Genomic DNA, 12,865 nt, shown 5'->3' on the forward strand with positions numbered 1-12,865 from the left:
GCCGATTCGTCCGTTAGGAGTTCGATGACCGACAAGTCCCGCCGTCGGCTACGCCGGCGGCTTTCGGCAGCACTGCTGCTGCTGGTCGGACTGGCCGTCGCCGGTGGCCTGGCGGCCACCCTCACCCCCACGCCGCAGGTCGCGGTCGCCGACGAGTCGTCGTCGGCGCTGCTGCGCACGGGCAAGCAGCTGTTTGACACCTCCTGTGTCACCTGCCACGGCGCCAATCTCCAGGGCGTGCCGGACCGCGGGCCCAGCCTGATCGGTGTCGGCGAGGCAGCCGTCTTCTTCCAGGTGTCGACGGGCCGGATGCCCGCGATGCGCGGAGAGGCTCAGGCGCCGCGTAAGGATCCCATCTTCGACGAGTCGCAGATCGACGCGCTCGGCGCTTACGTGCAGGCCAATGGCGGCGGCCCGACAGTGCCCCGAGACGGCAACGGCGCCATCGCCGAGCATTCGCTGCTGGGCTCTGACGTGGCCCGCGGCGGCGACCTGTTCCGGCTGAACTGCGCGTCGTGCCACAACTTCACCGGCAAGGGCGGCGCGCTGTCGTCGGGCAAGTACGCACCCGACCTCTCCGAGGCGGAGCCCGCGCAGATCTACACCGCGATGTTGACCGGTCCGCAGAACATGCCGAAGTTCTCCGACCGGCAGCTCTCCCCGGAGGAGAAGAAGGACATCGTGGCCTATGTCCGGATGGCGACCAAGGCGCCCGACCCAGGTGGCTACGGCCTTGGCGGCTTCGGACCGTCGTCGGAGGGCATGGCGATGTGGATTATCGGCATCGTCGCCGTCATCGGCGCGGCGCTGTGGATCGGAGCGCGGGCATGAGCGAAACGTCAGACGTGAAGGGCACCGACGCACCGGGCCAGCAGGGCGCGCCGGGACAGCCGACGGACTCCGAACTGGCTTCGATGTCGCGTGAGCAGCTCGTCGACCTCGGCGGCAAGCTCGACGGCGTCGACACCGTCTTCAAGGAAGACCGCTGGCCGGTGGCAGGCACCAAGGCCGAGAAGCGTGCCGAGCGCGCGGTGGCGTATTGGCTTCTGCTGGGCGGCCTTTCGGGCCTGGCATTGCTGGTGATCTTCTTGTTCTGGCCCTGGGAGTACAAGGGCGGCGACGATCCGGGACATTGGTGGTACGACCTGGCCACCCCGCTTTACGGATTGACCTTCGGCCTGTCGATTCTGGCCATCGGCATCGGTGCGGTGATGTTCCAGAAGAAGTTCATTCCCGAGGAGATCTCGATCCAGGAGCGCCACGACGGCGCGTCCCCCGAGATCCACCGCAAGACCGTCGCCGCCAACCTGACCGATGCGCTGGAGACGTCGACCATCAAGCGGCGCAAGCTGGTTGGCCTTTCGCTTGGCGTCGGTCTCGGCGCCTTCGGCCTCGGCACACTGGTTGCGTTCATGGGCGGGCTGATCAAGAACCCGTGGAAGCCCGTGGTCCCGACCGCCGAAGGCAAGAAGGCCGTGCTGTGGACCTCCGGCTGGACCCCGCGATTCAAGGGCGAGACCATCTACCTGGCCCGCGCCACCGGCCTCCCGGGCGAGTCGCCTTTTGTGAAAATGCGGCCCGAGGACATCGACGCAGGCGGCATGGAGACGGTGTTCCCCTGGCGTGAATCCGACGGCGACGGCACCACTGTCGAGTCGCACGAGAGGCTCTCGGAGATCGCGATGGGCGTGCGCAACCCGGTGATGCTGATCCGCATCAAGCCGGTCGACATGCCCAGAGTGGTCAAGCGCAAGGGCCAGGAGAGCTTCAACTTCGGCGAGCTGTTCGCGTTCACCAAGGTGTGCTCGCACTTGGGTTGCCCCTCTTCGCTTTACGAGCAACAGACCTATCGAATCCTCTGCCCGTGCCACCAGTCGCAGTTCGACGCGTTGCACTTCGCGAGGCCCATATTCGGTCCGGCTGCGCGCGCTTTGGCGCAGCTGCCCATCACCATCGACAAAGACGGGTACCTGGTCGCCAACGGTGACTTCATCGAACCCGTCGGACCGGCATTCTGGGAGCGCAAGACATGAGTCCGACATTGCCGAAGCCGAATCTGGCTGAAATCGCTGCCGCCCAAGGCGATGCGATCGATTCGCGGTATCACCCCTCGGCGGCGGTGCGTCGCCAGCTGAACAAGGTGTTTCCCACCCACTGGTCGTTCCTGCTGGGCGAGATCGCGCTGTACTCGTTCATCGTGCTGTTGATCACCGGCGTGTACCTGACGCTGTTCTTCGACGCGTCGATGGCCGAAGTCACCTACAACGGCGTGTATCAGCCGCTGCGCGGCGTGCAGATGTCCAAGGCCTTCGCCTCCGCGCTCGACATCAGCTTCGAGGTGCGCGGCGGTCTGTTCGTCCGCCAGGTCCACCACTGGGCGGCGCTGATGTTCTCCGCGGCGATCATGGTCCACCTGGCCCGCATCTTCTTCACCGGCGCGTTCCGCAGACCGCGTGAAGCAAACTGGGTGATCGGCTCGCTGCTGTTGATCCTTTCGATGTTCGAGGGCTACTTCGGCTACTCGCTGCCCGACGACCTGCTGTCGGGCATCGGCCTGCGCGCCGCGCTGTCCTCGATCACGATGGGCATCCCGGTGGTCGGCACCTGGATGCACTGGGCGTTGTTCGGCGGCGACTTCCCGTGCGGCGGGCTGGGCTACCAGTGCTCCGCCGACGGTGTCCTGCTCCCCCGGATGTATGCGCTGCACATCCTGTTGATCCCCGGAATCATCTTGGCGCTCATCGGTGTTCACCTCGCGCTGGTGTGGTTCCAGAAGCACACCCAGTTCCCCGGCCCCGGTCGCACCGAGCGCAACGTCGTCGGCGTGCGCGTCATGCCGGTCTTCGCCGTGAAGTCCGGCGCGTTCTTCGCGATGACCACCGGCATCCTCGGCCTGATGGGCGGCCTGCTGCAGATCAACCCGATCTGGCAGTTGGGCCCGTACAAACCATCCCAGGTGTCGGCGGGTAGCCAGCCCGACTTCTACATGATGTGGACCGAGGGCCTGGCCCGCATCTGGCCGCCGTGGGAGTTCTACCCGTTCGGCCACACCATCCCCGCCGTCGTCGGCGTCGCGCTGGGCATGGGCCTTGTCTTCACCCTGCTGATCGCTTATCCGTTCATCGAGCAGAAGGTGACCGGCGACAAGGCTCACCACAATCTGCTGCAGCGGCCGCGAGATGTGCCGGTGCGCACCGCAATTGGTGCGATGGCGATCGCGTTCTACATGGTGCTGACACTGGCGGCGATGAACGACGTCATCGCGTGGAAGTTCCACATCTCGCTGAACGCGACCACGTGGATCGCGCGCATCGGCATGGTGGTGCTGCCCGCGATCGTCTACTACATCGCCTATCGCTGGTGTGTGGGGCTGCAGCGCAGCGACCGCGCGGTGCTCGAGCACGGCATCGAGACCGGCATCATCAAGCGGCTGCCGCACGGTGCTTACATCGAGTTGCACCAGCCGATCGGTCCTGTCGACGAGCATGGCCACCCGATTCCGTTGGAGTACCAGGGCGCAGCGGTGCCCAAGCGGATGAACAAGCTGGGCGCCGCTGGTGCACCGGGCAGCGGCAGCTTCCTGTCCGCCGACCCGCTGTCCGAGCACGAGGCGCTGGCCGAAGCCGCGCATGCGTCAGAACGCAAGGCGCTCACCGCATTGCGCGAGCACCAGACGCGCAACGGCTCGGGTAACGGCCAGACGAACGGCCATCACTAGACGGTAGAATCAGGCTCAACGCACGCGATCGCGAGATATGCGTGCGTTGAGCCTGATGTCGTCTTCGGGCCTGGTCGGCCTAGCGGTCCAACAACCCGCGTAGCTCGCGCAAGTAGAACCACGGGATCGCCGGCATGCCGAGCGTGACGAGGCCGGCGAGCACGTAGCACGCCCACGCGGCCGCGTTGTGGTTCACCGCCATCAAGTAGGTGGCGATGCCGATAGCGACCATTGCGACGCCCATCGCGATCGCGATGACTACGGCGCAGCGCAGCCAAAGCTGATCCACCGCAGCGGCCAACGGGCTTGGTTCCGGGCGAATGGCTTCCCGCGTTGGATAGCTGGGGCCGGCGGAAGTCGTTGCGCCGATTCGGATTTTCTCCGTCGGCGCGTCTGTCCCCCGCGCCGGCACCGGCGCCGCCGGATGAACCGGCGCGGCGCGCATCGGGGCACGCGCGGGCGGCGCGGTCTCTTCGAGCGCTGCGCGGCGCGCCCGCAGCAGCAGCGGCACCGCGCCGATGATCACCGCGGCGGAGACCGCGATCACGACATACAGCAGCCACGGAGTATCGGAATCCCCTGTGGCTTGGGCATGCCCGGTGCCCAAGTCCACCAGTGCCACTGTCGCGGCAACACCTGCGCCGAGCGCCACCAGCCACACGCCGGCGCAGACGCCCAGCAGAATGCGGTCGTTACGGTCGAATTCGCTCATCAGCAGCTTGTCTGCGCAGCGTTGTTGGTGTTCGACGAGAGCACCGTGCCGTCACTCGTCGTGATCGAGCAATTGAGCCGGCTCACCAGGAACAGGCTGGATGCCTGCACCGAGCCCACTTCGGACTGCGAGATCGGCGTCACCGTCAGCGACCACGGGATGTACACGTTGCGCTGCGTGCGGCTGCGGCCGGAGGCGTCGATGTAGGTGACGGTGATGATGTCACCGGGCGCCTTCGTGCCGGTGACCGAATAGGTGACTTGTCGCGGCCCCGCGGGGGTGGTCGACGTCGGCGGGGGCGGTGGCGCAGCAGTGGTCACCGGCGGGGGCGGTGGCGCCTCGGAAGCCGGTGGAGGAGGAGGCGGCGGCGGCTCCTGCGTCACGGTCACGGTCTCCGGCGGCGGAGGAGGCGGCGCCTCCGTGGTCGGCGGCGGCGGAGGTGGCGGTGGCGGCGGGGTCGTGGTGGTGATCTCGTCCTGCACTGGCGGCGGCGGGCTCGTGGTCGTCGCAGGCGTCGCTAGGTTGTTGGTGTCGGTCCGGGTCACCAGCACCGACACCGAGGCGACCAGCGCGATCGCGGCGACGATGGCCGCCACGCCCACCACCCACGGCCAGCGTGGAGGCCGCTCCTGGTCGACGAGTTCGGTGGCCGGGTCGTAGGCGTCGTAGTCGTACAGCGACGAGTCGGCCGGCACGTAGGGGCCGCTGGTGAACTGTTCGGACTCCGGCGCGGAGTAGGCCTGCGAGTAGATCTCCGTTTCACCGGTCAAAGGCGCCGCCGACTGGTCCGACGTGGGCTGGTCGCCTGGCTCCTGACCTGGCAGTTCCGACCCTTCAGATTCTGGGGGATTCGGCCCGCTCATCTACGCCTATCCTTCTCGACTACATCTGCGGCGCGGTTGACCGTGCCCCGGCAACACTACCCAAATTGACCGCGCGAACGAATCTCACAGCGCGGTCTACGGGCGAACTGTTGTCCCGATTGTGACCTTTTGGGGTCAGTGCTTTTCGGGGCCGGTGTAGTACTCGAAAACGAGGCCTGCGGCCGACGAGAGCACGAAGCAGACGCCCGCGGCGATCAGCCAGGGCAGCCACAGCGCGACACCGACAGCGGTGACCGACGCGGACAGCGCGATGGCCACCGGCCACCAGCTGTGCGGGCTGAAGAAGCCCAGCTCGCCGGCGCCGTCGCTGATCTCGGCGTCCTCGTAGTCCTCGGGCCGGGTGTCGAGCCTGCGCGCCACGAACCGGAAGAAGGTCCCGGTGATCAAGGTCAGGCCGGTGGTCAAGACCAAGGCGGTCGTGCCCGCCCACTCCACGCCGCCGTTGGCGAACAGGGCGGTCAACGTTCCATACACCACCGCGGACAGCGCGAAGAAGGCGGTCAGGAACTCGAACAACCTGGCTTCGATATGCATTGGCGTCCCTACTTGCTGGCCTGAGGCGGCACGCCCACCTGCTCACCGCGGCGGGTGTCGAACGGATGGGTGGTCACCGCAGTCGGCGGCTGGTTGATCGCCTGCAGCGCCTCGGCGTTCGTCTTGCCAGCCGAGCGCTGCTGCAGGTACGCCTTGAAGTCGTTGGGTTCCACCACCCGCACCTCGAAATTCATCATCGCGTGGTACGTGCCGCAGAACTCCGCACAGTGCCCGACGAACGCACCGGTCTTGGTGATCTCGGTGATCTGGAACTTGTTGTCGGTGTGATTGGCTTCCGGGTTGGGCATCATGTCGCGCTTGAACAAGAACTCCGGCACCCAGAAGGTGTGGATGACGTCGGCCGACGCCAGCTGGAACTCGATGCGCTTCCCTGCGGGCAACACCAAGATCGGAATTTCGGTGGAGGTACCAAGGGTCTCCACCTTGTCGAAGTTCAAGTAGGTGCGATCTTCGGTATTCCGGCCGCTCACCGGGCCGACGAGCTCTTCGCCGTGCGCGTCTTTGCCCTCTGGTACGGAGCGCATCGCGGCCTTGCGGGCCGGGTCGGCGCCGTCGTAGGTGAGGGTGCCGTCAGTGAAGTTGACCTTCTGGTAGCCGAACTTCCAGTTCCACTGGAAGGCGGTGACGTCGATCACGACCTCGGGATTGGGGTCCTTGTGCAACATCTTCTCCTGCACCACGACGGTGAAGTAGAAGAGCACCGAGATGATCAGGAACGGCGTGACAGTCAGCACGAGCTCCAGCGGCATGTTGTAGCCGAACTGGCGTGGCAGCTCTGTGTCGCCCTTCTTGTGGCGGTGGAACGCCGAGCTCCAGAAGATCAATCCCCAGACGATCACACCGACGACGAGCGCCGCTATCAGTGAGCCGATCCAGAGCTCCCGGTTCGCATGCGCTTCAGGCGTGATGCCTTCCGGCCACCCGAGGCCGGCCACCTCAGACCAGCTGCACCCGCTGAGCAGCACGGCAGTGCCACCCAGGACGACTGACAACGCCAACACCCGAAGCCGCCGCGGTGCCACGTTGGAGCCTCCTAGAAGTCAGTATTGCTAGGCGAATACTACGCAGCGTAGACCACGCCCCGGTGCCGGTCTCGACACACTCCCGCCATTAGGCATACTGGCGCGGTGTGCGGACTGCTGGCCCTGCTTACCGACCCGTCCGCTGACGTCTCGGACGCGCTGGTCGACGCCGTTTCCGGCGCTTCGCACCTCATGCGCCACCGCGGCCCCGACGAGCCGGGCACCTGGTCCGACGACCATGTCGTGCTTGGCTTCAACCGGCTGTCGATCATCGACATCGCGCACAGCCATCAACCGCTGCGCTGGGGACCGCAGGATTCGCCGGACCGCTACGTGCTGGTGTTCAACGGCGAGATCTACAACTACTTGGAATTACGCGAAACGCTGCGCTCCGATTTCGGTGCCGTGTTTCACACCGACGGCGACGGTGAGGCCATCATCGCCGCCTACCACTACTGGGGCACCGACGCGCTGACCCGACTGCGCGGCATGTTCGCGTTCGCACTGTGGGACACCGTCGAGCAGGAACTGCTCTGCGCGCGTGATCCTTTCGGTATCAAGCCGCTGTTCATGGCGACCGGCTCCGGCGGAACGGCAGTCGGCAGCGAGAAGAAGTGCCTGCTGGACCTGGCGTCGCAGCTCGGCATCGACACTGGCATCGACGATCGCGCCGTGCAGCACTACACGGTGCTGCAGTACGTGCCCGAACCCGAGACGCTGCACCGCGGCATCCGGCGGCTGGAATCCGGGAGCTATGCCCGTGTGCGACAGGGCAAGCCGCCAGAGGTGACGCGCTACTTCGCGCCGCGGTTCACCGCTGTGCCGTTCGTCAATGGTGGCGAGCAGCCGCGCTACGACGAGATCACCGCGGTGCTCGAGGATTCGGTCGCCAAGCACATGCGGGCCGATGTCACCGTCGGCGCCTTCCTGTCCGGCGGCATCGACTCCACCGCGATCGCCGCGCTCGCGATGCGGCACAACCCGCGCTTGATCACCTTCACAACGGGTTTCGAGCGTGAGGGCTTCTCCGAGGTCGACGTCGCGGTCGCATCGGCCGAGGCGATCGGCGCACGCCACGTGACAAAGGTGGTCAGCCAGGCCGAGTTCGTCGCGGCGCTGCCCGAAATCGTCTGGTATCTGGACGAACCCGTCGCCGACCCGGCGCTGGTGCCGCTGTACTTCATTGCCCGCGAGGCCCGCAAGCACGTCAAGGTGGTGCTGTCCGGCGAAGGCGCCGACGAACTGTTCGGTGGTTACACCATCTACCGGGAACCGTTGTCGCTGAAGCCTTTCGACTATCTCCCCCGCCCGGTTCGCCGCTCGCTCGGCAAGGCGTCAAAGCCGCTGCCCGAGGGCATGCGGGGCAAGAGCCTGCTGCACCGCGGATCGCTCACACTCGAAGAGCGCTACTACGGCAACGCGCGCAGCTTCTCCGATGCCCAGTTGCGCGCGGTGCTGCCCGGCTTTCGTCAGGAGTGGACGCACACCGACATCACTGCGCCGGTTTACGCAGAGTCCGACGGCTGGGATCCGGTGGCGCGCATGCAACACATCGACCTGTTCACCTGGCTGCGCGGTGACATTCTGGTCAAGGCCGACAAGATGACGATGGCCAATTCGCTCGAACTGCGGGTGCCGTTTTTGGATCCCGAAGTGTTCGCCGTCGCATCCCGGCTGCCCGCCGACCAGAAGATCACAAGGGCCACAACGAAATTCGCGTTGCGCAAGGCGTTGGAGCCGATCGTGCCAGCCCATGTGCTCAACCGGCCGAAGCTGGGTTTTCCCGTTCCCATCCGGCATTGGCTGCGCGCGGGCGAACTGATGGACTGGGCGTATGCGACCATCGCCGCCTCACAGGCAGGCGAGCATGTGGACCTTGCGACGGTGCGGGCCATGCTCGACGAACACCGCACCGGCGCAAGCGATCACAGCCGCCGGCTGTGGACGGTGCTGATCTTCATGCTGTGGCACGCGATCTTCGTCGAGCACAGCGTCACACCCCAGATCAGCGAGCCGACCTACCCGGTGCAGCTCTAACCCAGAGCCGCACCGATTTCGGCGCCTGCATCTGCTCCGTAGGCATCGGACAGCCGCTTGACCGCGGAGTCCTTGTCCCACGTCCACTCCTGCGGACCGGGGGCCTCCAGCACCAGCGTGGCGACCATCGACGCGAGTTGGGCGGACCGCTCGAGGCTGAGCCCGGCGCTGCGGCCGGTGAGGAAACCGGCGCGGAACGCGTCGCCGATACCGGTCGGGTCGTCCTTGTGCGTCTCGGGCACGACGTCGACATGCACGAAGGTGCCGTCGCGGCCGACGATGTCGACGCCCTTCTCCCCCAACGTCGTGATGCGCAACTCGATCTGGCGCATCACCTCGGCCTCCGACCACTCGGACTTCTGCAGCAGCAGGTCCCATTCGTAGTCGTTGGTGAACAGGTAGGTCGCGCCGTCGATGAGCTGGCGGATCTGCTCGGCGGAGAGCCGGGCCAGCTGCTGGGAGGGGTCGGCGGCGAAGGCCAGGCCGAGCTTGCGGCACTCCTCGGTATGCAGGAACATGGCATCGGGGTCGTTGGCTCCGATGATCACCAAATCGGTTGTGCCCGTTCGTGATACGACGTCCGCCAGCTTGATGTTGCGGGCCTCCGACATCGCCCCCGGATAGAACGAGGCAAGCTGGGCCATGACTTCGTCGGTGGTGCAGACGAACCGCGCCGTGTACGCCGAGTCCGAGATCAGCACGCTGTCGCAGTCCACGCCGTGCGCCGTCAGCCACTGCCGGTAGTCCTCGAAGTCCTTGCCCGCCGCGCCGACCAGTGCGACGTCACCGCCAAGCACGCCGATGGCGAACGCCATGTTGCCTGCCACGCCGCCCCGGTGGATGACCAGATCGTCGACGAGGAAACTCAACGACACCTTCTGCAGGTGATCGGGCAGGAGTTGCTCCGAAAACCGACCAGGAAAACGCATGAGATGGTCGGTCGCGATCGAACCGGTCACCGCAATGGTCACGAAACGTCACCCTTCATTTATTAAACCGTCTAGATAACCTTACCCAGGGGATACCCGCAGACTGTGCGCTAACCTGCCTACAAGTGCCCGCCCGGTCACTGTAGACAGGCAAATTCATCGACACATCTCGGGGGAGCAAATATATGACTGGTCCGTACCCGCCCGATTACGGCGCTGGACCGGTTGGCCCGCAAATGTATCCCCCGCAGCCCTATCCGGAAAATGTGCCGTCGCCCTATCCTGCGATGCTGCCGCCCCCGTTGCAATATCCGAAACGGCGGTGGTGGCCGATCGCCGCAGCAGCGGCGGCGGCCGTTTTGGTCGCGGCATTAGTCGCCGCAATTGTTTTCGCGTCCCGAAACGACGACAACTCGGGCCGCACTGCGTTGACCGATGCGAAAGCCAAGGCCGCGATCCAGGAGTATCTGGACGCGTTGTCGAAGGGTGACGATCAAACCGTCGCGCGCCACACGTTGTGCGGTCTGTACGACTCGGTCAAGGAGCACCGCTCCGACCTCGCGCTGGCCAGCCTCAGCAGCGACGCGTTCCGCAAGCAGTACAGCCATGCCGAGGTGACGTCGATCGACAAGATGGTGTCGTTGTCGCCGAATCAGGCGCAGGTGTTGTTCACCATGAAAGTGGCTCCAGCGAGCCCATCGAGCAACCGTACCCAGGCGTCGAACGACGATGAACAACAGGCCGTCGCGCAGGTACTGGCCCAGGACAAGGAAACCCTGGTGTGCTCGTACCTGCCGCGGACGGCCGGTCAGTACTGAATCAGTTGAACGAGTCGCCGCAGGCGCAGGAGCCGGTGGCGTTCGGGTTGTCGATGGTGAAGCCCTGCTTCTCGATGGTGTCGACGAAGTCGATGGTGGCGCCCTGGATGTAGGGCGCGCTCATCCGGTCGACGGTGAGCTTCACGCCGCCGAACTCCGAAATCAGGTCGCCATCCAGCGACCGGTCGTCGAAGAACAGGTTGTAGCGCAGGCCGGCGCATCCGCCCGGTTGAACGGCGATGCGCAGCGCCAGGTCGTCACGACCTTCCTGATCCAGCAGCGCCTTCGCCTTGGCGGCGGCTGCATCGGTCAGGATTGCGCCGTGGGTGGTGGTCGCCGACTCGTCCTGAACAGTCATTACATCTCCTGAGTGCATGTTCGTGGGTAGACCGTTGGGTCCACACCCTCAACGGTACCTTGTTCCGGCCCTATTCCCGATTTATCCCCAGGTCGCCGCCGTCACCTCGGCCAAGCCCTCCAGCTGGTTCGCGGCATCGTCGATGGCCAGCTGCACAGAGCCCGCGTGGTCGGCGATGGAGTATGCGGCCGCGATGCCGGCCTCGGCCAGCGTCGCCTCGTCCAGGGTGACCTGCCCCGCGAGCACCAGCACCGGGACCTGATGTGACTGCGCACCCGCAGCGAGCGCGCTGACCACCTTGCCGTGCAACGACTGGTCGTCGAATCGGCCTTCGCCCGTGATCACCAACTGGGCTTCGGCGATGTCGTCGGCGAGCCGGGTGTGTTCGGCGATGACCGCGGCGCCGGATTCCCGGCGGCCCCCGAGCGCGAGTAGGCCGGCCCCGATACCTCCCGCGGCGCCTGCACCCGGTTCCTCGCTCACATCGCAGCCCGCCGCCGCGTTCAGTTCGACGGCCCAGTCGCTGAGCCGCTGTTCGAGGATGCGCACGGTGTCGGGATCGGCGCCCTTCTGCGGACCGAACACCGCCGCGGCGCCCATCGGGCCAAGCAGCGGATGCTCGACGTCGGTGGCGGCGATGAGCTCGACGTCCGCCAGCAGCTTGCGGGCGGCTTTTAGCCCACCGAGCTCCTCGATCAGCCCTCGCCCACCGTCGGTGCAGCTGCTGCCGCCCAGCCCGACCACGATGCACCCGGCCCCGGCTGACACCGCGGCCGCGATCAGTTGACCGACGCCGCGACTGTGCGCGGCCAGCGCGGTCTGCACGGTCGGCGGGCCGCCGAGCACGGCCAACCCGCAGGCCTGTGCGCATTCGATGTAAGCGGTGCGCGGCGGGGCCTGGTCGAGCACCCACTGCGCGGACACCTCATCGGTCAGTGGGCCGCTGACGCGCTCGGTGTGTACCTCGCCGACTCGGCCGGCCAGCACGCCGGCGAAGCCGGGTCCGCCGTCGGACTGCGGCGCCAGCGTCAACTCATCGTCGGGGCGGCCGCGCCGCCAGCCGCGCGCGATTGCTTCGGCGGCTTGTACGGCTGTGAGGCTGTCGCCGTAGCAGTCGGGCGCAATCAACACATGCACCACGGCAGACTAATCTGGCATCCGTGAAGCTGCTTGGCCGCAAGAAAGACAACTCGGACTCGGACAAGGCCGTCGACGAAGCCGCCTCCGACGCCGAGGCGACTCGGCAGCGCGCCGGCACAGCACCGAAGGGCAGGCCCACTCCGAAACGCGATCAGGGTAAGCGAGGCCCGATCGCCCCTGCCCCGATGACCGCAGCGGAAGCACGCAAGCGGCGCAAGGAGACCAACGCGAAGCTGACTCGCGAGGAGAAGAAGGCAGCCAGCGCCGCACGCCGCGCCGACATGGCCGATCGCCGCGAAAAGATGATGGCAGGCGAGGATGCCTACCTGCTGCCGCGCGACAAGGGTCCGGTGCGCCGCTTCGTCCGCGACGTGGTGGACTCACGCCGAAATGTGCTCGGGCTCTTCATGCCCGCGGCGCTGGTGTTGATCTTCGTCATGCTGTCGGTCCCGTCGCCCGCGGTGCAACTTCCGCTCTCGTTCGCGATGCCGGTACTCATCGTCATCATGCTGATCGACGCCTTGTTTCTTGGCCGCAAGGTCAACAAGCTCGTCGACGCGAAGTTCCCCGACAACACCGAAAGTGGTTGGAAACTCGGCTTTTACGCTGCCAGCCGCGCCTCGCAACTGCGCCGGATGCGCGCGCCTCGGCCGCAGGTCGAGCGCGGCGACAGTGTCTCTTGAAGCCCACTG

Annotated in this window: 13 protein-coding genes; 6 read left to right on the forward strand and 7 right to left on the reverse strand. The window is 66.2% G+C overall.

From position 1 onward, the window contains the following. Positions 1 to 24 precede the first annotated feature (24 nt). From GGC64_RS14045 to GGC64_RS14055, 3 genes are read left to right on the forward strand one after another with little or no spacing between them, the layout of a single operon-like run. Positions 25 to 831, forward strand: a complete 807-nt coding sequence (locus tag GGC64_RS14045; RefSeq protein ID WP_192723112.1) for a c-type cytochrome — start codon at positions 25 to 27, stop codon at positions 829 to 831. Then, positions 828 to 2,033: a ubiquinol-cytochrome c reductase iron-sulfur subunit gene (locus tag GGC64_RS14050; protein ID WP_192723113.1), complete on the forward strand. Its 1,206-nt coding sequence runs from the start codon at positions 828 to 830 to the stop codon at positions 2,031 to 2,033. The genes GGC64_RS14045 and GGC64_RS14050 overlap by 4 nt, the downstream gene beginning before the upstream one ends. Next, the gene (locus tag GGC64_RS14055; protein WP_192723114.1) at positions 2,030 to 3,718 is read left to right on the forward strand and encodes a cytochrome bc complex cytochrome b subunit; all 1,689 of its coding nucleotides are present in this window, start codon (positions 2,030 to 2,032) and stop codon (positions 3,716 to 3,718) included. Before GGC64_RS14050 ends, GGC64_RS14055 begins: the two co-directional genes overlap by 4 nt. 79 nt (positions 3,719 to 3,797) lie before the next feature. On the opposite strand, the gene GGC64_RS14060 is transcribed toward GGC64_RS14055, so the two are convergent. The 4 genes from GGC64_RS14060 to GGC64_RS14075 all read right to left on the reverse strand — a co-directional run bounded on the left by GGC64_RS14060 (position 3,798) and on the right by GGC64_RS14075 (position 6,891). Continuing rightward, positions 3,798 to 4,430, reverse strand: a complete 633-nt coding sequence (locus GGC64_RS14060; protein ID WP_192723115.1) for a DUF2561 family protein — start codon at positions 4,428 to 4,430, stop codon at positions 3,798 to 3,800. Beyond that, a complete protein-coding gene (locus tag GGC64_RS14065; RefSeq protein ID WP_192723116.1) occupies positions 4,430 to 5,293 on the reverse strand; it encodes an MmpS family transport accessory protein in 864 nt (287 codons plus the stop codon). Before GGC64_RS14065 ends, GGC64_RS14060 begins: the two co-directional genes overlap by 1 nt. Positions 5,294 to 5,428: 135 nt before the next feature. Further along, the gene (locus tag GGC64_RS14070) at positions 5,429 to 5,848 is read right to left on the reverse strand and encodes a cytochrome c oxidase subunit 4 (protein WP_192723117.1); all 420 of its coding nucleotides are present in this window, start codon (positions 5,846 to 5,848) and stop codon (positions 5,429 to 5,431) included. A gap of 8 nt (positions 5,849 to 5,856) precedes the next feature. Further along, positions 5,857 to 6,891 (reverse strand): cytochrome c oxidase subunit II, encoded by a 1,035-nt coding sequence (locus GGC64_RS14075; RefSeq protein ID WP_192723118.1) that lies wholly within the window; start codon positions 6,889 to 6,891, stop codon positions 5,857 to 5,859. A gap of 105 nt (positions 6,892 to 6,996) precedes the next feature. Here GGC64_RS14075 and asnB point away from each other — a divergent pair, with 105 nt between their 5' ends. Further along, entirely contained in the window at positions 6,997 to 8,928 is a 1,932-nt protein-coding gene (gene asnB, locus GGC64_RS14080) for an asparagine synthase (glutamine-hydrolyzing) (RefSeq protein WP_192723119.1), read from the forward strand. Here the strand turns inward: asnB and GGC64_RS14085 are convergent. Then, on the reverse strand, positions 8,925 to 9,899 hold the full coding sequence (locus GGC64_RS14085) for a carbohydrate kinase family protein (protein ID WP_192723120.1): 975 nt from the start codon (positions 9,897 to 9,899) through the stop codon (positions 8,925 to 8,927). The genes asnB and GGC64_RS14085 overlap by 4 nt on opposite strands. A gap of 143 nt (positions 9,900 to 10,042) precedes the next feature. Between GGC64_RS14085 and GGC64_RS14090 the strand changes: the two genes are divergently transcribed. Continuing rightward, positions 10,043 to 10,675 (forward strand): hypothetical protein, encoded by a 633-nt coding sequence (locus tag GGC64_RS14090; protein ID WP_192723121.1) that lies wholly within the window; start codon positions 10,043 to 10,045, stop codon positions 10,673 to 10,675. Between the two features lies 1 nt (position 10,676). Here GGC64_RS14090 and GGC64_RS14095 read toward each other — a convergent pair whose 3' ends face one another. Together GGC64_RS14095 and GGC64_RS14100 are read right to left on the reverse strand one after the other, a co-directional pair. Next, the gene (locus tag GGC64_RS14095; protein ID WP_192723122.1) at positions 10,677 to 11,033 is read right to left on the reverse strand and encodes an iron-sulfur cluster assembly accessory protein; all 357 of its coding nucleotides are present in this window, start codon (positions 11,031 to 11,033) and stop codon (positions 10,677 to 10,679) included. A gap of 81 nt (positions 11,034 to 11,114) precedes the next feature. Continuing rightward, positions 11,115 to 12,170, reverse strand: coding sequence for a glycerate kinase (locus GGC64_RS14100; protein WP_192723123.1), 1,056 nt, complete (start codon positions 12,168 to 12,170; stop codon positions 11,115 to 11,117). Between the two features lie 23 nt (positions 12,171 to 12,193). Here GGC64_RS14100 and GGC64_RS14105 point away from each other — a divergent pair, with 23 nt between their 5' ends. Then, positions 12,194 to 12,856 (forward strand): DUF3043 domain-containing protein, encoded by a 663-nt coding sequence (locus tag GGC64_RS14105; RefSeq protein ID WP_192723124.1) that lies wholly within the window; start codon positions 12,194 to 12,196, stop codon positions 12,854 to 12,856. Positions 12,857 to 12,865: the final 9 nt, after the last annotated feature.

Origin of the sequence: Mycobacterium sp. OAS707 (assembly GCF_014873705.1) — a bacterium.
GTDB lineage: Bacteria > Actinomycetota > Actinomycetes > Mycobacteriales > Mycobacteriaceae > Mycobacterium.